The sequence below is a fragment of the Streptomyces sp. NPDC048659 genome, assembly GCF_040650575.1.
Taxonomy (GTDB): Bacteria; Actinomycetota; Actinomycetes; order Streptomycetales; family Streptomycetaceae; genus Streptomyces.
Genome location: NZ_JBEZHM010000026.1, coordinates 1 through 22,737, shown reverse-complemented (window position 1 = coordinate 22,737; position 22,737 = coordinate 1). Strand labels below are relative to the sequence as shown.

At 72.3% G+C, this 22,737-nt stretch carries 24 protein-coding genes and 1 pseudogene; 16 read left to right on the top strand and 9 right to left on the bottom strand.

Features of this window, described 5'->3' with window-relative positions; genetic code table 11:
- Window positions 1-90 precede the first annotated feature (90 nt).
- The 3 genes from fabG to AB0C99_RS20715 all read left to right on the top strand — a co-directional run bounded on the left by fabG (window position 91) and on the right by AB0C99_RS20715 (window position 2,217).
- Window positions 91-807, top strand: coding sequence for a 3-oxoacyl-[acyl-carrier-protein] reductase (gene fabG, locus AB0C99_RS20725; protein WP_362476874.1), 717 nt, complete (start codon window positions 91-93; stop codon window positions 805-807).
- 4 nt (window positions 808-811) lie between these two features.
- Window positions 812-1,588 carry an enoyl-ACP reductase FabI gene (gene fabI / locus AB0C99_RS20720; RefSeq protein ID WP_362476872.1) on the top strand — a complete coding sequence of 259 codons (777 nt, stop codon included), beginning with the start codon at window positions 812-814 and terminating at the stop codon, window positions 1,586-1,588.
- Between the two features lie 233 nt (window positions 1,589-1,821).
- The gene (locus AB0C99_RS20715; protein WP_362476870.1) at window positions 1,822-2,217 is read left to right on the top strand and encodes a hypothetical protein; all 396 of its coding nucleotides are present in this window, start codon (window positions 1,822-1,824) and stop codon (window positions 2,215-2,217) included.
- Here the strand turns inward: AB0C99_RS20715 and AB0C99_RS20710 are convergent.
- Window positions 2,186-2,875 carry a FadR/GntR family transcriptional regulator gene (locus AB0C99_RS20710; protein WP_362476869.1) on the bottom strand — a complete coding sequence of 230 codons (690 nt, stop codon included), beginning with the start codon at window positions 2,873-2,875 and terminating at the stop codon, window positions 2,186-2,188. The genes AB0C99_RS20715 and AB0C99_RS20710 overlap by 32 nt on opposite strands.
- A 155-nt stretch (window positions 2,876-3,030) precedes the next feature.
- On the opposite strand from AB0C99_RS20710, the gene AB0C99_RS20705 reads away from it, so the two are divergent.
- The 4 genes from AB0C99_RS20705 (at window position 3,031) to AB0C99_RS20690 (ending at window position 5,456) form a co-directional block, all read left to right on the top strand.
- Window positions 3,031-4,350, top strand: coding sequence for an MFS transporter (locus tag AB0C99_RS20705; protein ID WP_362476868.1), 1,320 nt, complete (start codon window positions 3,031-3,033; stop codon window positions 4,348-4,350).
- A gap of 17 nt (window positions 4,351-4,367) precedes the next feature.
- Entirely contained in the window at window positions 4,368-4,484 is a 117-nt protein-coding gene (locus AB0C99_RS20700; RefSeq protein WP_362476867.1) for an SGM_5486 family transporter-associated protein, read from the top strand.
- A 168-nt stretch (window positions 4,485-4,652) separates the two neighbouring features.
- Window positions 4,653-4,868, top strand: a complete 216-nt coding sequence (locus AB0C99_RS20695; RefSeq protein ID WP_362476866.1) for a hypothetical protein — start codon at window positions 4,653-4,655, stop codon at window positions 4,866-4,868.
- 69 nt (window positions 4,869-4,937) lie between these two features.
- On the top strand, window positions 4,938-5,456 hold the full coding sequence (locus AB0C99_RS20690; protein ID WP_362476864.1) for a histidine phosphatase family protein: 519 nt from the start codon (window positions 4,938-4,940) through the stop codon (window positions 5,454-5,456).
- A 78-nt stretch (window positions 5,457-5,534) separates the two neighbouring features.
- On the opposite strand, the gene serB is transcribed toward AB0C99_RS20690, so the two are convergent.
- Window positions 5,535-6,797, bottom strand: coding sequence for a phosphoserine phosphatase SerB (gene serB / locus AB0C99_RS20685; RefSeq protein ID WP_362476862.1), 1,263 nt, complete (start codon window positions 6,795-6,797; stop codon window positions 5,535-5,537).
- A 222-nt stretch (window positions 6,798-7,019) separates the two neighbouring features.
- On the opposite strand from serB, the gene AB0C99_RS20680 reads away from it, so the two are divergent.
- On the top strand, window positions 7,020-9,629 hold the full coding sequence (locus tag AB0C99_RS20680) for an FHA domain-containing protein (RefSeq protein ID WP_362476860.1): 2,610 nt from the start codon (window positions 7,020-7,022) through the stop codon (window positions 9,627-9,629).
- Window positions 9,630-9,721: 92 nt separating this feature from the next.
- Here the strand turns inward: AB0C99_RS20680 and AB0C99_RS20675 are convergent, their stop codons facing one another.
- The 3 genes and pseudogenes from AB0C99_RS20675 to AB0C99_RS20665 all read right to left on the bottom strand — a co-directional run.
- Window positions 9,722-10,468: a transglycosylase SLT domain-containing protein gene (locus tag AB0C99_RS20675; protein WP_362476858.1), complete on the bottom strand. Its 747-nt coding sequence runs from the start codon at window positions 10,466-10,468 to the stop codon at window positions 9,722-9,724.
- A gap of 301 nt (window positions 10,469-10,769) precedes the next feature.
- Window positions 10,770-12,038: an S-adenosylmethionine:tRNA ribosyltransferase-isomerase gene (locus AB0C99_RS20670; RefSeq protein ID WP_362476856.1), complete on the bottom strand. Its 1,269-nt coding sequence runs from the start codon at window positions 12,036-12,038 to the stop codon at window positions 10,770-10,772.
- 185 nt (window positions 12,039-12,223) lie between these two features.
- Window positions 12,224-12,898: pseudogene (locus AB0C99_RS20665) on the bottom strand (SDR family oxidoreductase); the annotation flags it as partial.
- Between the two features lie 226 nt (window positions 12,899-13,124).
- Between AB0C99_RS20665 and AB0C99_RS20660 the strand changes: the two are divergent.
- The 3 genes from AB0C99_RS20660 to AB0C99_RS20650 all read left to right on the top strand — a co-directional run bounded on the left by AB0C99_RS20660 (window position 13,125) and on the right by AB0C99_RS20650 (window position 15,296).
- On the top strand, window positions 13,125-14,270 hold the full coding sequence (locus tag AB0C99_RS20660) for a GAF domain-containing sensor histidine kinase (RefSeq protein ID WP_362476854.1): 1,146 nt from the start codon (window positions 13,125-13,127) through the stop codon (window positions 14,268-14,270).
- Window positions 14,263-14,916: a response regulator transcription factor gene (locus AB0C99_RS20655; RefSeq protein ID WP_362476852.1), complete on the top strand. Its 654-nt coding sequence runs from the start codon at window positions 14,263-14,265 to the stop codon at window positions 14,914-14,916. Before AB0C99_RS20660 ends, AB0C99_RS20655 begins: the two co-directional genes overlap by 8 nt.
- Before the next feature lie 140 nt (window positions 14,917-15,056).
- On the top strand, window positions 15,057-15,296 hold the full coding sequence (locus tag AB0C99_RS20650) for a chaplin (RefSeq protein ID WP_345530423.1): 240 nt from the start codon (window positions 15,057-15,059) through the stop codon (window positions 15,294-15,296).
- Between the two features lie 91 nt (window positions 15,297-15,387).
- Here the strand turns inward: AB0C99_RS20650 and AB0C99_RS20645 are convergent, their stop codons facing one another.
- A complete protein-coding gene (locus AB0C99_RS20645; protein ID WP_362476851.1) occupies window positions 15,388-16,179 on the bottom strand; it encodes a hypothetical protein in 792 nt (263 codons plus the stop codon).
- Window positions 16,180-16,335: 156 nt separating this feature from the next.
- Here AB0C99_RS20645 and AB0C99_RS20640 point away from each other — a divergent pair, with 156 nt between their 5' ends.
- The 4 genes from AB0C99_RS20640 (at window position 16,336) to AB0C99_RS20625 (ending at window position 19,569) form a co-directional block, all read left to right on the top strand.
- Window positions 16,336-17,127, top strand: coding sequence for an ABC transporter ATP-binding protein (locus AB0C99_RS20640; RefSeq protein WP_362476849.1), 792 nt, complete (start codon window positions 16,336-16,338; stop codon window positions 17,125-17,127).
- 98 nt (window positions 17,128-17,225) lie between these two features.
- Window positions 17,226-17,654 (top strand): NfeD family protein, encoded by a 429-nt coding sequence (locus AB0C99_RS20635; protein WP_362476847.1) that lies wholly within the window; start codon window positions 17,226-17,228, stop codon window positions 17,652-17,654.
- A gap of 93 nt (window positions 17,655-17,747) precedes the next feature.
- Window positions 17,748-18,698 (top strand): SPFH domain-containing protein, encoded by a 951-nt coding sequence (locus AB0C99_RS20630; protein WP_362476845.1) that lies wholly within the window; start codon window positions 17,748-17,750, stop codon window positions 18,696-18,698.
- Window positions 18,699-18,795: 97 nt separating this feature from the next.
- Entirely contained in the window at window positions 18,796-19,569 is a 774-nt protein-coding gene (locus AB0C99_RS20625) for a sulfite exporter TauE/SafE family protein (protein ID WP_362476843.1), read from the top strand.
- Window positions 19,570-19,650: 81 nt separating this feature from the next.
- On the opposite strand, the gene AB0C99_RS20620 is transcribed toward AB0C99_RS20625, so the two are convergent.
- The 3 genes from AB0C99_RS20620 to AB0C99_RS20610 all read right to left on the bottom strand — a co-directional run bounded on the left by AB0C99_RS20620 (window position 19,651) and on the right by AB0C99_RS20610 (window position 21,694).
- Window positions 19,651-20,160 (bottom strand): HNH endonuclease, encoded by a 510-nt coding sequence (locus AB0C99_RS20620; protein ID WP_362476841.1) that lies wholly within the window; start codon window positions 20,158-20,160, stop codon window positions 19,651-19,653.
- Between the two features lie 161 nt (window positions 20,161-20,321).
- The gene (locus AB0C99_RS20615; protein WP_362476839.1) at window positions 20,322-20,858 is read right to left on the bottom strand and encodes a YbhB/YbcL family Raf kinase inhibitor-like protein; all 537 of its coding nucleotides are present in this window, start codon (window positions 20,856-20,858) and stop codon (window positions 20,322-20,324) included.
- Between the two features lie 53 nt (window positions 20,859-20,911).
- Window positions 20,912-21,694, bottom strand: coding sequence for a sporulation protein (locus AB0C99_RS20610; protein WP_362476838.1), 783 nt, complete (start codon window positions 21,692-21,694; stop codon window positions 20,912-20,914).
- A gap of 87 nt (window positions 21,695-21,781) precedes the next feature.
- On the opposite strand from AB0C99_RS20610, the gene AB0C99_RS20605 reads away from it, so the two are divergent.
- Complete coding sequence (locus AB0C99_RS20605; RefSeq protein WP_362476836.1) at window positions 21,782-22,444, top strand: DNA-3-methyladenine glycosylase; 663 nt, start codon at window positions 21,782-21,784, stop codon at window positions 22,442-22,444.
- The last annotated feature ends 293 nt before the right edge of the window (window positions 22,445-22,737 follow it).

Below are 22,737 nucleotides of genomic sequence, written 5' to 3'. Positions count from 1 at the left end.
CGTACGCCACTGTCAGGGCCCGATTCTCCGTATCGCGGAACGGACCGATAGGTTTTCGGCATACCAGACCGCTATCGAAAGGGTGATCCGTTGAGCCGCTCGGTTCTCGTCACCGGAGGAAACCGGGGCATCGGCCTCGCCATCGCCCGCGCGTTCGCCGAGGCCGGCGACAAGGTCGCGATCACGTACCGCTCGGGCGACCCGGCGGAGCTGGAGAAGGCCGGTTTCCTGGCCGTCCGCTGCGACATCACGGACACCGAGCAGGTGGACCAGGCGTACAAGGAGATCGAGGAGAAGCACGGTCCGGTCGAGGTCCTGGTGGCCAACGCCGGCGTGACGAAGGACCAGCTCCTCATGCGCATGTCCGAGGAGGACTTCACGTCCGTCCTCGACACCAACCTCACCGGCACCTTCCGGGTCGTGAAGCGCGCCAACCGCGCGATGCTGCGCGCCAAGAAGGGCCGCGTCGTCCTGATCTCCTCGGTCGTCGGCCTGCTCGGCTCGGCGGGCCAGGCGAACTACGCCGCCTCGAAGGCCGGCCTGGTCGGGTTCGCGCGCTCCCTGGCCCGCGAGCTCGGTTCGCGCAACATCACCTTCAACGTCGTCGCGCCCGGTTTCGTCGACACCGACATGACCGCCGTCCTCAGCGACGAGCAGCGCGCCGGCATCGTGGCCCAGGTTCCCCTGGGCCGTTACGCGCAGCCCGGGGAGATCGCCGCGGCGGTGAAGTTCCTCGCCTCGGACGACGCCTCGTACATCACTGGAGCCGTCATCCCGGTTGACGGCGGATTGGGCATGGGTCACTGATCACATGAGCGGAATTCTCGAGGGCAAGCGCATCCTGATCACCGGGGTGCTGATGGAGTCCTCCATCGCCTTCCACGCCGCCAAGCTGGCCCAGGAGCAGGGCGCGGAGATCATCCTCACCGCCTGGCCCCGGCCCACGCTGACCGAGCGCATCGCCAAGAAGCTCCCCAAGCCCGAGAACGTGAAGGTCCTGGAGCTCGACGTCTCCAACGACGAGCACCTCGCGCGCCTGGAGGGCCAGGTCCGCGAGCACCTGGGCGACCGCATCGACGGCGTCGTGCACTCCATCGGCTTCGCGCCGCAGGACGCGCTCGGCGGCAACTTCCTCAACACGCCGTTCGAGTCGGTCTCGACCGCCATGCACGTCTCGGCCTTCTCGCTGAAGTCGCTGACCATGGCCGTGCTGCCGCTGATGAGCGAGGGCGGCTCGGTCGTCGGCCTCACCTTCGACGCGAAGTTCGCCTGGCCGCAGTACGACTGGATGGGCCCGGCCAAGGCCGCCCTGGAGGCCACCAGCCGCTACATGGCCCGTGACCTGGGCAAGCAGAACATCCGCTGCAACCTGGTCTCGGCCGGTCCGCTCGGCTCGATGGCCGCCAAGTCCATCCCGGGCTTCGGCGAGCTGGCGAGCGTCTGGGACTCGCGCTCCCCGCTGGAGTGGGACCTGACCGACCCGGAGCCGGCCGGCCGCGCGATCGTCGCGCTGCTCTCCGACTGGTTCCCGAAGACGACCGGCGAGATCGTCCACGTGGACGGCGGCCTGCACGCGATCGGCGCCTGACGCTCCCCGCCGTGCCCGAAGGGGCCGGACCCCCGCTTCCGCGCGGGGGTCCGGCCCCTTCGCCGTCCCGCGACCCGGGCCCGGTGATCCGGGTTCGAGTCGAAAAGTCGGGCGAACCACCGCAGACTGGTCGAAGCGTGACGTTCAGAGCGTGACATTCCGGCTACCCACGGGCTGCCCACCGGCCACGGACCGGTCCGCGGCGGGCCCACGGACGGGGAGGAGGTACGCCCATGCGCGCGCTGTACTCCCAGGTCCCGGCCCTGCTCTCGGCCGCCGCTCTCCTCGCGGGCCTGGCCGGCCTCGCCGTCGCCGCCGAGACCCGCCCCGCCCCCGGCGCCGCCGAGGACGCGCCCCGCTCGGCCCCCGCGGCCGAGCCGGACGAGGACGCCGGCGCCTCCTGCCGCACCGACGTCCGGGGCTCCACGGTCACCGCGTACTGCCAGAACCCCTTCCCGCGCACCGACCGGGTCCGGCTGCACGTCGAGTGCGCGCGCTGGTGGGACGTGGACACCGACAGCGCGCCGGTCGCGGTCGCCCCGGCCGACTACGCCCAGGTCGCCGGCCGCTGCTGGAAGGAGGTCCGTACGGCGTGGATCACCCACGAACCGGCGGCTCCGGGCTCCTGAGGCACAGGAACGGATAGCTCGCCGCCTCCGCCGCCGCCCGCTCGGCGTCGCCCGCGCGGATGGCCTCCACCAGGCGCGCGTGGTCCATGTGGTTCTCCGGCCGAAGCTCCCGGCCCACGTCGCCGCGCAGCCACTCCCGCAGCACGTGCCCGAGGTCGGCGTACAGCTCGGTCAGCACCTCGTTGTGCGAGGCGACGACCACCGCGTGGTGGAAGGCCGCGTCCACCGTCACGAACTCCTCCGCGTCGCCCGACCGCCAGACCTCCTCGCGGCGCGCGAGCAGCGCGTCGAGCTGCTTGACGTCCCGATCGGTGCGCCGCTGGGCCGCCAGCCGGGCCGCCGAGGACTCCAGCGTCGAGCGCAGCTCCGCGATGTGGCGCGGGTCCGAGTCCGCGAACCGGCGGTGCATCACCCCGGCCAGCTCGCTCGTCGCCACCACGTACGTGCCGGAGCCCTGCCGGATGTCGAGCAGCCCGTTGTGGGCGAGCGCGCGCACCGCCTCGCGGACGGTGTTACGGGCGACGCCGAGCTGCTCGACGAGCTCGGGCTCGGTCGGGATCCGGCTGCCCACCGGCCACTCGCCCGAGGTGATCTGGTTGCGCAGCTGGGCGATCACCTGATCGGAGAGCCCGGCTCGCCGGGGATGGCCGAGCGCCATGGGGTGCACCTTCCGTCATCGGGACACGGAGTCGTCGAAGCGATTCGTCCGGGAGCCGGAGCGTTTCGTCCGAGGGTCAGAGCGGTTCGTTCGGGAGTCGAAGCGATTCGTTCGAGATTGGACAACCAATCATCCCATGATTCTATGATGTCCCCATGCCTGACGAGCCACAGACCCTCGCCCCCACCGCCGAGGCCGCCCCCACCGGGACCCGCCCCCGCGCGGGCGCCACCCCCGCGCCCGCCCCCACCGCCGGCCCCGCCCGCTGGGTCACCGGACTCGTCGCCGTCGGACTCGTCCTCGCGGCGCTCAACCTGCGCCCCGCCATCACCAGCCTCGGCGCCCTCCTCGAAGAGGTCCGCGTCGGGCTCCACATGAGCGGCAGCGTCGCCGGCGTCCTCACCTCCGTACCCCCGCTCTGCTTCGCCGTCTTCGGCATCGCCGCCCCCCGCCTCGCCCGCCGCTTCGGACCCGCCGCCGTCGTCTGCGCCGGCATGGCCGCCATCTTCACCGGACTGCTGCTGCGCCCCCTCGCGGGCGGGACCCCGGCCTTCCTCGCCGCCAGCGCCCTCGCCCTCATGGGCATCGCGCTCAGCAACGTCCTGATGCCGGTCATCGTCAAGACGTACTTCCCCGAGCGCATCGGCAGCATGACCGGGCTCTACTCCATGGCCCTGGCCCTCGGCACCTCCCTGGCCGCCGCGCTGACCGTGCCCATGACGCAGGCCCTCGGCGGCAGTTGGCGCCTCGGCCTCGGCGTCTGGGCGGGCCTCGCCGCCGTCGCCGTGCTGCCCTGGCTCCTCCTGGTCCTGCGCGGCCGCCCCCGCGCCGCCGCCACCGGCGCCGTCCCGGCCCAGGCGGCCCCGGCCGCCCCCGCCGCAGAGCCCGCCGCCGCGCCCCGGATCACCCGCAGCCGCACCGCCTGGGCCCTCGGCGTCTTCTTCGGCCTCCAGGCCACCGGCGCGTACATCACCATGGGCTGGATGCCGCAGATCTTCCGCGACGCCGGCGTCCCCGCCTCCACCGCGGGCGTGCTGCTCGCCGTCACCATGGTCATGGGCGTCCCGCTCGCCTTCGTCATACCCCGGCTCGCGACCCGGATGAAGACCCAGGGCCCGATCGTCGTCACCCTCGCCCTGTGCGGCCTCGCCGGCTACAGCGGCCTCGCCTTCGCCCCCGCCGCGGGCGCCTGGCTGTGGGCGCTGCTCCTCGGCGTCTCCAACTGCGCCTTCCCGCTCGCCCTCACCATGATCGGAATGCGCTCGCGGACCGGCGCCGGAGTCGTCCGGCTGTCCGCCTTCGCGCAGAGCGTCGGCTACCTGATCTCCATCCCCGGACCGCTCCTCGTCGGCATCCTCTACCAGCACAGCGGCGGCTGGGGCCTGCCCATCGCGCTCATGGCGGGCCTGATGATCCCGCAGATGATCGTGGGCAGCCTCGCCGGACGGGACCGGACCGTCGAGGACGAATGCTGAGATGCGAGACTGGTCCCATGCCCGTACTCGAACCGAACCCCCCGAACGGCCAGAAGAAGTTCCTCATCGTGCTCGGCGCGATGCTGGGCATCACGGTCGTCATCGCCGTCATCGCCTCCCTCGCCTCGCCCTGACCCGGCCGGACCGGGGGAGGGGTGGTGCTATCCCCCCTGTCCCCTAGGGGGTCAGTGTCAGGGTCGAGTGGGTGGATCACCTGATGGGCCGGACGCCGCGCGCTCCGTACGGTGGAGACGACGCGGGGAACGGCCCCGCGGCGCACCCCCCGACCCACGGAGGCGGCCATGTCGGCCCAGACCCGGACCAGCGACCGCAGGGACCTCGTCCATGTGCCGGCCGGAGTCGACACCCGGCTGCCCTGGTGGGCCCTGGTCCTCCCGGTGCTCGCCTTCCTCGCCCTCTTCCTCCTCATCAGCGGCCCGGAGCAGGCCCAGGCGGCCGGCGGCGACCTCACCTTCGCCCGCCTCCTCGAACAGCTCCAGCAGACCCTCTCCCTCTGATTCCCCCTGAGGTGTGGACCGCTCCGCTCTCCACGTCAACACGGCCTCATCCGTGCGAAGCTGGTGGACATGAGCGTCGACACACCCCGCAGGATCGTGCTGCTCCGCCACGCCAAGGCCGACTGGCCCCAGGTCTCCGACCACGACCGGCCGCTCGCCGACCGCGGCAGGCAGGACGCCCCCGTCGCCGGACGGCAGCTCGCCGAGACCGGCATCCCCCTCGACCTGGCCCTCTGCTCCACCGCGGCCAGGACCCGGGAGACCTGGAAGCTCGCCGTCCAGGAGCTCCCCCAGCGCCCCAAGACGGTGTACGAGGACCGGCTGTACGAGGCGTCCCTCGGCGAGCTCATCGCCGTGGTCAACGAGACGCCCGACTCCGTCGGCAGCCTGCTGCTCGTCGGCCACAACCCCGGGATGCACGCCATGGCCGACGCCCTGTCCGGCAGCGCCCAGGGCGACACCCTCGCCCGGATGACCCGCAGCGGCTTCCCCACCTCCGCCTTCGCCGTCGTCACCTTCGACGGCTCCTGGAAGTCCGTCGAGCACGGCGTCGGCACCCTCACCGACTTCTGGACCCCGCACGACTGAGCGTGCCGCCCGCCGACGGGCACGCGAAGGGGCCCGGCCGTCCACCGACGACCGGGCCCCGTCCCGTACGCGCGCCGCTCAGTGCAGCAGGTCGCCCGTGCCGCCGTCCGCGGCCTCGACCTCCTCGCGGGTGATGCCCAGCAGATAGAGCACCGTGTCCAGGAACGGCACGTTGACCGCCGTGTCCGCCGCCCGCCGCACCACCGGCTTGGCGTTGAACGCCACCCCGAGCCCGGCCGCGTTCAGCATGTCCAGGTCGTTGGCGCCGTCGCCGATCGCGACCGTCTGCGCCAGCGGCACCCCGGCCTCCTCCGCGAAGCGGCGCAGCAGCCGCGCCTTGCCCGCCCGGTCCACGATCTCCCCGGTGACCCGGCCGGTCAGCCGCCCGTCCACGATCTCCAGGGTGTTGGCCTGCGCGAAGTCGAGCCCCAGCTTCTCCTTCAGGTCGTCGGTGACCTGCGTGAAGCCGCCGGAGACCACGCCCACCTGGTAGCCGAGCCGCTTGAGGGTACGGATCAGGGTGCGCGCCCCCGGGGTCAGCCGCACCTCGGAGCGCACCTTGTCCACCACCGAGGCGTCCAGCCCCGCCAGCAGCTCGACCCGCGCGTGCAGCGACTGCTCGAAGTCCAGCTCGCCGCGCATCGCCGCCGCCGTCACCTCGGCGACCTTGTCCTCGCAGCCCGCGTGCGCCGCGAACAGCTCGATGACCTCGTCCTGGATCAGGGTCGAGTCGACGTCCATGACGACGAGCCGCTGGGCCCGCCGGTGCAGCCCGGACGCGACCACGGCCACGTCCACGCCGACCGAGTGCGCCTCGGTGGCCAGCGCGGTCCGCAGCGGCTCCGTCTCACAGCCCGAGACGGCGAACTCGACCGCCGTCACCGGGTACTTGGCCAGCCGGAAGATCCGGTCGATGTTGCCGCCGGCCCCCGCGATCCTGGCCGCTATGGCCGCCGTCTGCTCGGCGGTCAGCGGATGCCCCAGCACCGTGACGTGGGAGCGGCCCTCACCCCGTGGCCGGTTGTCGCCCGTGCCCGAGATGATCTCGGCCTGGAGCTTCATGGACTCGGCCCAGCTGTGCACGGTCGCGCGGAGCTCGCCCTGGGTGGCGACGGTCGGCTCGGTGACGAGCGCGCACAGGACGAGCCGGCCGCGGGAGACGACCTGCTCGATGTCCACGACGTCGACGGAGTAGGCGGCGAGGGTGTCGAAGAGTCCGGCGGTGATCCCGGGACGGTCCTTCCCGAAGATCTTGACGAGAAGCGTGGGAACGTCCGCGGCGACGAGGTGCGCGGCGGGATCGTCCGAGGTGGGAACGTCTGAGGTCTGCGATGCGCTCATGGTGCGACCACCGTATCGGGCGCCCCCCGCCCGCCGAGCCCCCGTCCCGCCTGCCGGACACCCGTGTGGCCCTCCGCTTGTCACGGAGGCGCGCGCCGTGCGGGTCGCGCGACCTCTTCACACCAACCCGACTTCCGGATACGCCCCGGGGCCTGAAATAGTTCCCCCGGATGTTCATCATCCCTGGGCTCCCGATGACGGGGGACCCGCGGGGGACAAGTAGTGGGGCATGGAGTGCCAGAACTCGTACTGGAATTGAACGGAAGGACCTGGACCCTCGATCCGGCCAGGTCGTACACCCTCGGCCGCGATCCCCAGGGCGACCTGGTCATCGACGACGCCAGGGTCTCGTGGCGGCACGCCACCATCAGCTGGGGCGGCCGGAGTTGGGTCATCGAGGACCACGGCTCCACCAACGGCACGTTCGTACAGGGGCAGCGGGTCCACCAGGTGGAGATCGGCCCCGGCTCGGCCGTCCACCTCGGCAACGCCACCGACGGCCCGCGGCTGAACCTCGCCGCCGCCGGCGCGCCCGCGCAGCAGCAGGCCGCCGCCCCGGCGCAGCCCGCGCACCAGGCGCCCGCCGCCGCGCAGGCCGACTGGGCCACGCACCAGGGCCCGCCGCAGCAGCAGCACCAGGCCCCGCAGCAGGGCTGGCAGCAGCCGCAGCCGCCGCAGCAGCAGGCGCCGCAGGGGGTCCCGCCGCAGCAGGGCCAGCCGCACCAGGGCCAGCCCCAGGGCCAGCCTCCGCAGGTCCCGCACCAGCAGGGCGGCCCGCAGGCCGGCCCCCAGGGCGCGTACCCGGTGCACGGCGACCGCAGCCCCACCACCTTCCACCAGCTCAATCTCGGCCATGTCATGCGCATCGGCCGTGGGCTGGAGAACGAGCTGGTCGTCTCCGACCTCCAGGTCTCGCGCCAGCACGCCAAGTTCCAGGCGACGCCCGACGGCCGGTTCGAGATCACCGACCTCGGCTCGCACAACGGCACGTACGTCAACGGTCAGCCGATCCCGAAGAACGGCACCGTTCTCATCGGCCCCAACGACATCGTCGGCGTCGGCCACTCCACCTTCCGCATCGTCGGCAACCAGCTGGAAGAGTTCGTCGACACCGGCGACGTCTCCTTCTCCGCGCGCCACCTCACCGTCACGGTCGACGGCGGCAAGCAGATCCTCAAGGACGTCACCTTCGGCGTCCCGGAGAAGTCGCTGATCGGCGTCATCGGCCCCTCCGGCTCCGGCAAGTCGACGCTCCTCAAGGCGCTCACCGGCTACCGGCCCGCCGACCAGGGCGACGTCCTCTACGACAACCGCAGCCTCTACAAGCAGTTCGCCGAGCTGCGCCAGCGCATCGGCCTGGTCCCGCAGGACGACATCCTGCACAAGGAGCTGACGGTCCAGAAGGCGCTGCGCTACGCGGCCAAGCTGCGCTTCCCCGGCGACACCGCCGAGGCCGAGCGCGAGGCCCGGATCGGCGAGGTGCTGCGCGAGCTCAAGCTCGACATCCACAAGGAGAAGAAGGTCACCTCCCTCTCCGGCGGCCAGCGCAAGCGCGTCTCGGTCGCCCTGGAGCTGCTGACCAAGCCCTCCCTGATCTTCCTGGACGAGCCGACCTCCGGCCTCGACCCGGGCATGGACCGCGACGTCATGCAGCTGCTGCGCGGCCTCGCCGACGACGGCCGCACCGTCCTCGTCGTCACCCACTCGGTGGCCGAGCTCGGCCTGTGCGACAAGCTGCTGGTGATGGCGCCCGGCGGCTCGGTGGCGTACTTCGGCCCGCCGGAGGAGGCGCTGAACTTCTTCGGCTACTCCACCTGGGCCGACGTCTTCTCCGCCTTCGAGAACTACCGCGACTACGACTGGGCGGGCCGCTGGAAGGGCTCACAGCACTACCAGATGTACGCGGCCGAGATCGACGCCGTCGCCGCCCAGCCGGTCCAGATGCCGCAGCAGGCCCAGCAGGCGATGACCCGCCCGCCCAAGCCGCAGGGCTGGGGCTCCCAGCTGTGGACCCTGATCCGCCGCTACGTCTCGGTGATCGCCTCCGACCGGGGCTTCCTGGCCCTGATGGTGATCCTGCCCGCCGTCCTCGGCGCGGTCTCGGTCGTCATCCCGGCCGACTTCGGCCTCGGCAAGCCCGTCGCGCCGTCCCGCTTCAACGGCGACGCCGGCACGATCATGCTGATCCTCGCGGTCGGCATGTGCTTCTCGGGCGCCGCCAACTCCGTACGAGAACTGATCAAGGAACGGGTCATCTACGAGCGGGAGCGCGCCACCGGCCTGTCCCGCTCCGCGTACCTGATGTCCAAGGTCATCGTCCTCGGCGTGATCACCGCCTTCCAGGGCGTGATCATCTGCGGCATCGGCTTCTCCACTCGCGAGCTGCCGGAGGAGGGCCTGTTCATGCCCCCGGCGCTGGAGCTCTGCGTCCAGGTCATCGCGCTCGGCATCACCTCGATGATGGTCGGCCTGGTCATCTCCGCCCTGGTGAAGACCGCCGAGAAGACCATGCCGCTGCTCGTCATGTTCGCGATCGTCCAGGTCGTGTTCACCGGCATCCTCTTCCAGGTGTACGGCTCGCCCGGCCTGGAGCAGTTCGCCTGGCTGATGCCGTCCCGCTGGGGCATCGCCGGCGCCGGCACCACGCTCGACCTGGCGCACCTGATGCCGCCGTGGGACCACAAGAACCCCGGCAACCTCGACGCCCTCTGGGAGCACTCGGCCGCGCAGTGGGGCATCGACCTCGGCGTCCAGCTGCTGATGGCCGCGCTCTGCTGCGTGCTCGTCGCGCGGCTGCTGCGCCGCCACGAGCCCGAGGTCATGCGCAAGTAACGGCGCGGCCGCGCGCTCTGCGCCACGCCCGAAGGGCGGCACCCCGTGCGGGGTGCCGCCCTTCGGCATGTGCGGGGGCGCGGAGCGGAGGCTCAGTACGCGCTGTTGACGTTGTCGATCGTGCCGTAACGGTCGGCCGCGTAGTTGCAGGCGGCGACGATGTTGGCGACCGGGTCGTACTGGTCGAACTTGGTACCGGGGACGTGGTACGCCTTGAAGGTCGGGTAGATGACCTGGAGCAGGCCCTTGGACGGCACGCCGTTGATGGCGTTGATGTCCCAGTTGTTGATCGCCAGCGGGTTGCCGCTGGACTCGCGCATCACGTTCTTGTGGATGCCGTTGTAGGTGCCCGGGATGTTGTGCTTGTCCATGATGGACAGCGCCTCGCGGATCCAGCCGTCGAGGTTGTTCGCGTACACCGGCTTGCGGACGGCGGCGCGGCTCGCGGCGGACTTGGCCTCGGCGCGCTTCTTCGCCTCGGCCTTCGCCTTGGCCTCGGCCTTCGCCTTCGCGTCCGCCTTCGCCTTGGCGTCGGCCTTGGCCTTCGCGTCGACGGCGGCCTTCACCTTGGCGGCGTCCTGCTTGGCCTTCAGCGCGATCGTCGACTGCTGCGAGTCGAGGCTGGCGGCCAGCGCCTTCGCCTGCGGGCTGTTCGCGTCGTAGGCCCAGGCGACCTGCTGGGTACCGGCGAGGGCCTGCGGCTCGACCTCGGTGCTGCCGCCGTTGCCCGGGATGAGGGAGAAGCCGATGGCGGCTGCGCTGAGAGCGGCGACGCCGGCGATCGTGGCCTTGTGGGTCTTGTTCAGACCACGACTGTGGCCAGGGGTCTTCGCAGACATACGGCACTACCTCTTCGAATCGCAGGGGGTCGCTCAGGCCGGGGCGGCGCTGCGCCTGCTCGGCGGCGACGGACGCAATTCTTAGCGGCAGCAAAATGCCGTGGCAAAGGTGTGACGTACGATCCCGGGTAGTGGATCAGGGGCTGGGAAGGGGCATCCCGAAACCGGCCCGGAACGGGTCGGGCACCGGCCCGGGTGGCCTTCATCTGCTCTTTACGCATCCACTAGGGGGATTCGTAAGTGATGTGGGTCCTATGCGCGGGCTCACATCGGGCGTGTAACAAACTCACCATGAGTTGCGTCAGCAATTCGCACGGTGAGGACTCTCCTCCGGGAGGATGAGGTGGACGTCCCCGAACTCGTGCCAGAGGTACCGCTCCCGCACCGCCTCCTGGTACGCGCGGCGCAGCGCGGCCCGCCCCGCCACCGCCTCCAGCATCAGCAGATGCGACGCCTCGGGCTCGTGCAGCCCGGTCAGCAGCCCGTCCACGACCCGCACCCCGCGCTCCGGCGTCACGACGAGCCCGGTCCACCCGGCGACGGCCCGCACGACACCGTTCCCGGCGGAGCGGTGCCCGGCGGCGGGCGCGACGACGGCCGTACCTCCGCCGCCCGGCGCTACCGCCGTACCTCCGCCGCGCCCGCCGACCGCCCCTGGACGCCCTCCCGCGCACCCCGCCGCCGCCTGCGCCGTCTGCGCGGCCGGCCCGCCCGCCGCGCCCGGCGCGGCCACGGCCGACTCCAGCGCCCGTACCGCCGTCGTCCCCACGGCGATCACCCGGCCCCCGCCGGCCCGCGCCGCGTTCACCAGCCACGCCGTCGCCGCCGGCACCTCGAAGCGCTCCGGGTACGGCGGCTCGTGCGCCTCCGCCGACGCCACGCCCGTGTGCAGCACCACCGGCGCGAACTGCACGCCCCAGCTCACCAGCTCCGCCACCAGCCGCGCCGTGAAAGGCCGCCCCGCGCTCGGCATCTCCGCCGAACCGGACCCGTCCGGCGCGGCCAGCGCGAACACCGTCTGGTACGCCGAGAGCGCCTGGTCCCGCGCCGTGTACCCGTACCGGATCGGGCGCCCGTACCGCGCCAGCAGCCCCGGCACCGGCACGTCGGGCCGCGCCCACCACAGCCGCGCCGCCCCCGGCGCCAGCGGCTCCTCCAGGACCAGCCGCGCCCCGCCCGGCAGCCGCACCACCGCCTCCGGGGGCCCGCCCGCGCGTGGCAGCGTCGTCCCCGAGCCGTCCGGGGTCCGCAGCTCCACCGCCCAGCGCCGCCCCCCGTCGTCCGGGGCGGAGAAGTGGACGACCACCGGCTCCCCGTCCGGCCCCGCCCCCAGCCGCCCGTCCACGGCCGCCGCCAGCGTCGCCGAGGTGTTCACCACCAGCACGTCCCCGGCCCGCAGCAGCCCCGGCAGCTCCCGGAACACCCGGTGCTCCACCGCCGTGCCGCGCGACACCATCAGCCGTACGCCGTCCCGGCCGCGCCCCGCCCCCCGCTGCTCGGCGGGCACCCGCGCGGACAGCTCCGCGGGCACCACCCACCCGCCCAGCGGCCCGCCCAGCGCCCCACTCACCGGACCGCTCCCGCCTGCCCGACCGGCTCGACGTGCCCGGCAGACCCAGCCGACCCAGCCTGCCCGGGCGCTCCCGCCTGCCCGACCGGGTCGGCCTGCCCCGCAGACCCCGCAGACCCCGCAGCTCCCGCAGCCCCCGCCACTCCCTCCTGCCCCACGCGAGCGGCCGACCCCGCCAGCCCCTCCGCCGTATAACGCCCGCTCGGCAGCCGCCCGTCCAGCAGCCGCAGCAGCACCGGGGCGACCTCCTCCGGAGCCGGGGTCCCCGCCAGGTCCTCGTCCGGCTCCGCCGCCGCCAGCATCCGCGTCCGCATCCCGCCCGGATCCACCCACCACACCCGCAGCCCCGGCTCCTCCACCGCCAGCACCCCCGACAGCAGGTCCAGGCCCGCCTTCGTCGCCCCGTAGCCGCCCCAGGTGCGGTACGCCGTCACCGCCGCGTCCGAGCTGATGTCCAGCACCGCCCCCGAGGGCGCCGCCCGCAGCAGCGGCAGCGCCTCCTGAACCAGCCCCAGCGGCGCCACCAGGTTGACCTCCAGGGCGGCCCGGAACCGGTCCAGCGGGTGCTCCGCCAGCGGGACCAGCGGCTCCACGCCCAGCACGCCCGCGTTGTTCACCAGCAGGTCGAGACCGCCGAGCCCGGCCGCCGCGGCCACCAGCTCCGCGCGGTGCCCGGCGTCCGTGACGTCGCCCGGCACCACCGCCACCCGCGCGCCCAGCCGCCGCGCCTCCTCCGCCGTCCCCGCCAGCACGGCCGGCGACCGCGCGTCCAGCACCAGGTCCCAGCCCCGGCCGGCCAGCGCGAGGGCCAGTGCCCGGCCCAGTCCCCTCGACGCCCCCGTGACGATCGCGACAGACATGCGTCCCACCTCTTCCTCCACCGCGTCCCGGCCGCCGACCCGGCGCCCGGCCCTCGGCCGGGACACCCGCCCCGGACCGACGAGATCCAGCCTCATCGACCCCGCCGCCCGCCGCCTCGTCCCGGGGCCCTGACCACCCAGGGCACTTCGACCTAGGCCCAGCGACCCCGCCACCGGAGCCCTCGGACGGATACGGACCGTCACACCCCGCCGGTACGGTGAGGACATGAGTCACCGCCCGAGCTCCGGCCTGGCCGCCGTGAGCAGCGCCCTGCTGGCGATGAACCGCCAGATGGAGGTCCACGACGTCCTCAAGACGATCGTCGCCTCCGCCCGCGAGCTGCTCGACGCGGAGTACGCGGCGCTCGGCGTCCCCGACGACCACGGCGGCTTCGCCCAGTTCGTCGTCGACGGCGTCAGCGACGAGCAGTGGCGGGCCATCGGCCCGCTGCCCCGCCAGCACGGCATCCTCGCCGCGATGCTCCACAAGGCCGAGCCCGAGCGCCTCGCCGACGTCCGCGAGGACCCCCGCTTCGAGGGCTGGCCCGAGGCCCACCCCGACATGTCCGACTTCCTCGGGCTGCCGGTCCGCGACGGCGAGGAGATCCTGGGCGCCCTCTTCCTGGCCAACAAGCGCTGCCCCAAGCCCGCCGGCGGCTGCGGCTTCACCGCGGAGGACGAGGAGCTCCTCACCCTCCTCGCCCAGCACGCGGCCATCGCCCTGACCAACGCGCGCCTGTACGAGCGCAGCCGCGAGCTCACCATCGCGGAGGAGCGCTCCCGGCTCGCGCACGAGCTGCACGACGCCGTCAGCCAGAAGCTGTTCTCCCTGCGCCTCACCGCCCAGGCCGCCGCCGCCCTCGTCGACCGCGACCCGGCCCGCGCCAAGGAGGAGCTCCAGCAGGTCGCCGCGCTGGCCGCCGAGGCCGCCGACGAGCTGCGCGCCGCCGTCGTCGAGCTGCGGCCCGCCGCCCTCGACGAGGACGGCCTCGTGCACACCCTGCGCACCCAGATCCAGGTCCTCGACCGGGCCCACACCGCCCGCGTCACCTTCGACGGCGGCGGGGTGCGCGCCCTGCCCGCCGCGCAGGAGGAGGCCGTACTGCGGGTCGCCCAGGAGGCCCTGCACAACGCGCTGCGCCACTCCGGCGCCGCGCTCGTCACCGTCACCCTCGCCCGCAGCGGTACGGGCGCCCGGCTCACCGTCGCCGACGACGGCCGGGGCTTCGACCCGCGCACGGTCCGCAGCGCCGGACGGCACCTGGGCCTGGTCTCCATGCGGGACCGGTCGGCCGGGGTCGGCGGCACCCTGACCGTGACATCGGCCCCGGGGCGGGGCACCACGATCGAGATGGAGGTCCCCGGTGGCTGAGGAGAAGAGGAAGCCGATCCGCGTGCTGCTGGTCGACGACCACCAGGTCGTCCGGCGCGGTCTGCGCACGTTCCTGGAGGTCCAGGACGACATAGAGGTCGTGGGGGAGGCGTCCGACGGCGCCGAGGGCGTGGCCGCCGCCGAGGAGCTGCGGCCCGACGTCGTCCTCATGGACGTCAAGATGCCCGGCACCGACGGCATCGAGGCCCTGCGTCGGCTGCGTGAGCTGGCCAACCCCGCCCGCGTCCTGATCGTCACCAGCTTCACCGAGCAGCGCACGGTCGTCCCCGCGCTGCGCGCCGGCGCGAGCGGATACGTCTACAAGGACATCGACCCCGACGCGCTCGCGGGCGCCATCCGCTCCGTCCACGCCGGACACGTGCTGCTCCAGCCCGAGGTGGCGGGCGCGCTGCTCAGCCAGGAGGACCACGGCCACGGCACCGGCCGGGGCTCCACCCTGACCGAGCGCGAGCGGGAGGTGCTGGGCCTGATCGCCGACGGACGCTCCAACCGGGAGATCGCCCGCGCGCTGGTCCTGTCCGAGAAGACGGTGAAGACCCACGTCTCGAACATCCTCATGAAACTGGACCTCGCCGATCGCACCCAGGCCGCGCTCTGGGCGGTACGCCACGGGCTCACCACCTGAGTGCGCGGGGGCGTACGCCCGTTCCACCGGTCATACCGTCGTGTGTATGTCCCCCGTTCGGCGCAACCGCGCGGACGGTGGGGCGTTCTCCATGGCGTGCTGCGGCGGACCGGCCGCAGCGATGACCAAAGGATCCTGAAGTGAAGAACCTCAAGAAGGCCGCCGCCCTCACCATGGTCGCCGGTGGCATCGTCGCCGCCGGTGCGGGTGTCGCCTCCGCCAACGCGGACGCCCAGGGCCAGGCCCTCCACTCCCCGGGCGTCGCCTCCGGCAACCTGGTGCAGGTCCCGGTCCACGTTCCCGTGAACGTCTCCGGCAACACGATCAACGTGATCGGCCTGCTCAACCCGGCCTTCGGCAACGGGGCCGTCAACCACTGACCCCCAGCACCACCGTCGGCCCCCGGACGATCCCCCCGGGGGCCGACCCCTTTCCCGGAGCACCCCCGACAGCGGCGAGAGCCCCGCGGCCCTAGAACCCCCGCTCCCGCTCCCGCTCCTCCACATAAGCGTTGTACGCCGCGACCTGCGCCCGCCGCGCCACCCGCTCCACCGGCCGCAGCGCGGCGCCCCGAGCCGCCATCTCCGCCGCGCTCACCGCGCCCCCGTGCCCGTGGTCGTACGCCAGGTCCACCAGCAGGCCGATCCGCTGGGCCAGCTCCAGGACGCGGACCGCGCGGGGCGGGTAGCCCGGGGCCAGCACCTCGCGGCCGGCCTCCGCGCGGGCGCGGTACGCGTCGCGGGCCGCCTCCGCCGTCGGGCCCGAGGCCGCCACGTCCAGGCGCGTCAGCACCGACGTCGCCTCCCGCAGGGCCTCCGCCAGCTCCCGCTCCGCCTCGCCCAGGGACGGCACGTCCGCGGGCGGAGCCTCCCGTACCGCCAGGCACCGCCAGACGACCTCCACGTGCAGATCACCCGCGGGCCCCGCCTCCGAGACCTCCGGCACCAGACCGTACGGCGCGCCGAAACCGACCACCGCCTCCTCCGCCTCCAGCGCCCGCGCGTTGAACTCCGGCGGCCCGCTGAGCCCCAGCGGATGCCCCGGCGCGGGCAGCGCCACCCGCCACCCGGTCACCCCGAGCCGCCGCAGCCGCCCCAGCGCCAGCGTCAGGCCCACCGGCCCCGCCTCGCCCGGCAGCCCCTCCACGCGGTGCACCGCGTCCTCCCCGACAATGGCGAGCGCCGCGTCGTCCGGCGACACCGCCCCGGCCAGCAGGGCATTGCCCCAAGCGGCCAGACGACCTGAGCGTGGTTCCGAAAGCATGACCCCCACCCTAGGGACTCCCGGGCCGCCCCACGGCGCAAAGCAAGCCCTAAGGACCGGCCCGGCCCGCCGGTGGCGTAGGTTTTCCCTGGACGCCGCGCCCACCAGGCGCACGGCGACGAAGACGATTCGACCGCAAGGGGAGAGACCGCGCTCATGAGCGATGTACTGGAGCTGGTGGACGTATCCGTGGTCCGCGACGGACGCGCTCTGGTGGACGAGGTCTCCTGGTCGGTCAAGGAAGGTGAGCGCTGGGTCATCCTCGGCCCCAACGGCGCCGGCAAGACCACGCTGCTCAACCTCGCCTCCAGCTACCTCTACCCCACCAAGGGCACCGCCACGATCCTCGGCGAGCGCCTCGGCGCCGTCGACGTCTTCGACCTGCGCCCCCGCATCGGCATGGCCGGCATCGCCATGGCGGAGAAGCTCCCCAAGCGCCAGACCGTCCTGCAGACCGTCCTCACCGCCGCGTACGGCATGACGGCCACCTGGCACGAGGACTACGACCCGGTCGACGAGGAGCGCGCCAAGGCGTTCCTCGACCGCCTCGGCATGACCGACTACCTGGACCGCAAGTTCGGCACCCTCTCCGAGGGCGAGCGCAAGCGCACCCTGATCGCCCGCGCGATGATGACCGACCCCGAGCTCCTCCTCCTCGACGAGCCCGCCGCCGGCCTCGACCTCGGCGGCCGCGAGGACCTCGTCCGCCGCCTCGGCCGGCTCGCCCGCGACCCGTACGCCCCCTCGATGATCATGGTGACCCACCATGTCGAGGAGATCGCCCCCGGCTTCACCCACGTCCTGATGATCCGTCAGGGCAAGGTGCTCGCCGCCGGCCCCATGGAGACCGAGCTCACCTCCCGCAACCTGTCCCGCTGCTTCGGCCTGCCCCTCGTCGTCGAGCACGTCGGCGACCGCTACACCGCGCAGGGCCTGCCGCTCTCCTGAGCCCCGACAGCCCCGACGCGAGGAGGCGCGGTTCCCGCACAGTGCCACGCCCCCGCCGCGCCCTGTCCCCGGAGCCCCACCCGCCCTACCATGACCTTGTGGACATCGACGCATGGGTCTGGTGGCTGATCGGCGCGGTGGGGCTCGGCATTCCCCTCGTCCTCACCGCGATGCCCGAGTTCGGCATGTTGTCCGTCGGAGCGATCGCGGGCGCGGTGACCGCCGCCCTCGGCTTCGGCGTCGTCAGCCAGGTGATCGCGTTCGCCGCGGTCTCCGTCGCCCTCATCGCGGTGGTCCGCCCCATAGCGGCCCGCCACCGCGACGACCGCCCCCGGCTCGCCACCGGCATCGACGCCCTGAAGGGCCGTCAGGCCCTGGTCCTGGAGCGCGTCGACTCCTCGGGCGGCCGCATCAAGCTCAACGGCGAGGTCTGGTCCGCCCGGACCTTCGACACCGGCCAGAGCTTCGAACCGGGCGAACAGGTCGACGTCGTCGACATCGACGGCGCCACCGCCGTCGTCATGTGACCGAACCTCGCCCATGACGCCCCGCGGTCTGGGAAACTCGATCATCATCTCGTAGTCAACCGGCAACCCGCAGCGAAGGGCACAGGGAACACGATGTCAGCAGTCATCATCGTCCTGATCATTCTGGTGGTGCTTGTCTTCATCGCCCTGATCAAGACCATCCAGGTCATCCCCCAGGCGAGCGCCGCGATCGTGGAGCGCTTCGGCCGCTACACCCGCACGCTCAACGCGGGACTCAACATCGTCGTCCCCTTCATCGACCGCATCCGCAACCGCATCGACCTCCGCGAGCAGGTCGTGCCGTTCCCGCCGCAGCCGGTGATCACCCAGGACAACCTCGTCGTCAACATCGACACCGTCATCTACTACCAGGTGACCGACGCCCGCGCCGCGACCTACGAGGTCGCCAGCTACATCCAGGCCATCGAGCAGCTCACCGTCACCACCCTCCGCAACATCATCGGCGGCATGGACCTGGAGCGCACCCTCACCTCCCGCGAGGAGATCAACGCGGCCCTCCGCGGCGTCCTCGACGAGGCCACCGGCAAGTGGGGCATCCGCGTCAACCGCGTCGAGCTCAAGGCGATCGAGCCGCCCACCTCCATCCAGGACTCGATGGAGAAGCAGATGCGCGCCGACCGCGACAAGCGCGCCGCGATCCTCACCGCCGAGGGCATCCGCCAGTCCCAGATCCTCACCGCCGAGGGCGAGAAGCAGTCCGCGATCCTGCGCGCCGAGGGCGAGTCCAAGGCCGCCGCGCTCCGCGCCGAGGGCGAGGCGCAGGCCGTCCGCACCGTCTTCGAGGCCATCCACGCCGGCGACCCCGACCAGAAGCTGCTCTCCTACCAGTACCTCCAGATGCTCCCGAAGATCGCCGAGGGCGACGCCAACAAGCTCTGGATCGTGCCCAGCGAGATCGGTGACGCCCTCAAGGGCCTCTCCGGCGCCCTCGGCAACGTCGCCCCCGGCGCCTCCGGCTTCAACACCAAGAGCGCGCCCCCCGCCGACGGCGGAGAGCGCCGCGAAGAGCCCCGAGTTGACTGACACGTACACGTAATCCTCGTGCATGATCAGTGCGAGCCCCTCGACCCCGGGCCATCACACCGGGGCGGGGAGGCGACTCACTGACCATGTAAGGGAGATGGCCTTGTCCATCTGGGAAGCACTCGCGGTGTTCGGCGCCGGCACGGCCGCCGGCGCCATCAACACCGTCGTCGGATCGGGCACGCTGATCACGTTCCCCGTCCTCCTCGCCACCGGCCTGCCGCCCATCACCGCGAACGTCTCCAACACCCTCGGACTCGTCTCCGGCTCCATCAGCGGCGCCATCGGCTACCGCAGCGAGCTCACCGGACAGCGCGGACGCATCCTCCGCCTCGGCGGCACCGCCCTCGCCGGCGGACTCGTCGGCGCGATCCTGCTGCTCGCCCTGCCCTCCGACGCCTTCGACGCGATCGTCCCCGTCCTCATCGGCATCGCGCTCCTGCTCGTCCTCCTCCAGCCCCGCATCGCCGCCGCCATCCGGCGCCGCCGCGAGGCCACCGGCACCGAGGCCCACCCCGACGGCGGCCCCGTCCTCCTCGTCGGCCTCTTCCTCGCCAGCGTCTACGGGGGCTACTTCGGCGCCGCCCAGGGTGTCCTCTACCTCTCCCTCATGGGCCTGCTGCTCCACGACACCCTGCAGCGCGTCAACGCCGTCAAGAACATCCTCGGCGCCGTCGTCAACGGCGTCGCCGCCGCCTTCTTCCTCTTCGTCGCCGACTTCGACTGGACCGCCGTCCTCCTCATCGCCGTCGGCTCCACCATCGGCGGCCAGATCGGCGCCAAGGTCGGCAAGCGCCTGTCACCCGCCGTCCTGCGCGGAGTGATCATCGCCGTCGGCACCGTCGCCATCCTCCAGCTCACCCTGAGATGACGAGAAGGCCCGCCCCCGACCAGGGGCGGGCCCACCGACACACCGACGACCACAAGCGGATACGAGCCGATACGAGCAGGGTCACGCCGCCTGGTCAGAGGTCAGCCACTCCGGCAGCTCCGACCGCTCGCCCGCCCGCATCGCGAGCAGCATCGCGTCCGCCGGCGTCGGCACGAACGGCTGGCGCAGCAGCGGCATCCCCGCCTGCTCCGGCGTCCGGTCCGCCTTGCGGTGGTTGTCCTCCGCGCACGAGGCCACCGTGTTCATCCAGTGGTCCCCGCCGCCCTGCGCCCGCGGCACCACGTGGTCCACGGTCGTCGCCCGCCGCCCGCAGTACGCGCACCGGTGCTGGTCCCGGACCAGCACCCCCCGCCTCGACCACGGAGCCTGTCTTCGGAAGGGCACCCGGACGTAACGGCAGAGCCTGATCACCCGGGGCACGGGCATGTCCACCGCGGCGGCCCGCACGCGCAGACCGGGATGCTCCTGCTCCACGACGGCCTTGTCCTGCAGGACAAGCACCACCGCACGGTTGAGTGTCACCGTAGAAAGCGGCTCGAAGCTCGCGTTCAGTACCAGCGTGTCCCGCATTGTGCCCGCCTCCCGTGTGCCGGCCCAGCCCCGCTCGGGGCTCCGGGCTTGGATCAACTCTGGCCGGGCACGCCGGGTAGGACAACGCAATATCCGCAAACGAAAAGATGCCCGCTTCTGATCTCTCCAAGACCAGAAGCGGGCAAACAACCAACGAACGCTCAGCTCTCCGCGGGAGCCGTGTACTCACCGATCAGCTGCGCCCGCCCCAGCGCGTGGAAGCGCAGGTGGAAACCGACCACGGCGGGCGACGCGTCCGCGTCGGGCCCCAGCCTCTCCGAGTCCACCGCGTACACGGTGAACACGTACCGGTGGTTCTCCCCGGCCGGCGGAGCCGCCCCGCCGAAGTCCCGCGACCCGTAGTCGTTGCGCGCCTGCACGGCACCCGCCGGCAGCCCCGCGAAGGCCCCCGAACCGGCACCCGCCGGCAGCTCCGTCACCGACACCGGGATGTCGAAGAGCACCCAGTGCCAGAAACCGCTGCCCGTCGGAGCGTCCGGATCGAAGCAGGTCACCGCGAAGCTCTTGGTCCCCGTGGGGAAGCCCTCCCAGCTCAGCTGCGGGGAGGTGTTCCCCGCCGCGTACACCTGTGCGTCCTTCAGTACCCCGCCCGGCGCGACGTCGTCGCTCACCACGGTGAACTCCGGCACCGCCGGGTGGAAGTCATGGGGGAGCGGCGCCCTCTTGCCCTCGGCCACGTCTGGAACCTCCGTATCGCTGGCCACTGTGAACACGTCCTGCGCGGCCGAGCCTAGAACCAGTTGCGGCGCCCGCCGACCTCGGCGAGCCACTGGTTCAGGTACGCCGCCCAGTCGGTGGTGTGGAAGTCGTGCAGCCCCACCGTGAACGAGCGGAACGAGTCGCTGCCCTCGGTGAACAGGCCCGGCTTCTTGTCCATCTCCAGGACGACGTCCATCTCCCGGTCGTCCGCGACGAAGCTGACCTCGACCTGGTTCAGCCCCCGGTACTGCTGCGGAGCGAAGAACTCGATCTCCTGGTAGAAGGGCAGCCGCTGCCGCGTCCCGCGGATGTGCCCGCGCTCCATGTCCGCGCTCTTGAAGCGGAAGCCCAGCTGGATGAAGGCGTCCAGGATCGCCTGCTGCGCCGGCAGCGGGTGCACGTTGATCGGGTCCAGGTCGCCCGAGTCCACCGCGCGGGCGATTTCCAGCTCGGTCGTCACCCCGATGTTCATGCCGCGCAGCTGCTGCCCCGCGATGGCCGTCACCGGCGTCTCCCACGGGATCTCAAGACCGAACGGCACCACGTGCACCGCCCCGGCCTGCACCTCGAAGGCCCCGCCGAGCCGCACCTTCACGAACTCGATGTCCTGCTTGTGCTCCTGGTCGCCGCCCTCGACCTCGACCCGCGCCTGGAGCCCGACGGACAGCCCCTCGATCTGCTGGGCCACGGAGCCGCCCTGGATCCGCACCTCGCCCTGGACGACGCCACCGGGGACGACGTTCTCCTCGGTCAGCACCGTCTCCACCGACGCCCCGCCCGCACCCAGACTCGCGAGCAGCTTCTTGAACCCCATACCTACGACTCCTTGTCCGTCCTGCGCTGTCCTGACCCCTACATACGCGTGACGACCGTAGCCGGTTCCCCACTACGCTCGGACGCCATGAACGAGAGCCCCGACCGTACGCCGATCCCCCGGGCCTTCTTCGACCGCCCCGTCCTGGAGGTGGCCCCGGACCTGCTGGGCCGCACCCTGGTACGGAACACCCCGGACGGCCCCGTCGAGCTCCGCCTCACGGAGGTGGAGGCGTACGCCGGCGCGATCGACCCGGGCTCCCACGCCTTCCGCGGCCGCACCGCCCGCAACGCCGTGATGTTCGGCCCGCCCGGACACGCGTACGTCTACTTCACGTACGGCATGTGGCACTGCCTGAACCTGGTGTGCGGCCCGGAAGGACACGCGAGCGGGGTCCTGCTCCGCGCGGGGGAGATCCTGAGCGGTACGGAACAGGCCAGGAAGCGCCGGCTTTCGGCCCGCTCCGACACGGAGCTGGCCAAGGGCCCGGCCCGCCTGGCCACCGCCCTCGACATCACCCTCGCTTTGAACGGCACCGACACCTGCGCCGGCCCCGACGCCCCGCTCGCCCTGCTCACGGGCACCCCGGCCCCCGCCGCGCTGATCCGCACGGGCCCGCGCACCGGCGTGGGCGGCGACGGCGCCCCGCACCCGTGGCGCTTCTGGATCGACGGCGACCGGACCGTGAGCCCCTACCGGGCCCACACGCCGCGGAAGCGCCGCCTTGACTCGGCCGCAACAGACGCGTAATGTGGCCCGAGCCGCTTGAGACGGGCAGTGCTTACTCAAGCCTCCCGAGAGCGGCCACCCACTCCTTACGACGAATCCCAACGGGACCTATTTCGGCATGCCGAAATTCGTTTCATAAGAGCTCGATTATGAGTCTCCAGGGAAATCGGCTAACGTAGTGGACACGCCGGAAGGCCCCGAAGAAAACAAATTCGGGATCGGAAAGCACCGAGGAAATCGGATCGGAAAGATCTGATAGAGTCGGAAACGCAAGAACGAAGGAAGCGCCCGGAGGAAAGCCCGAGAGGGTAAGT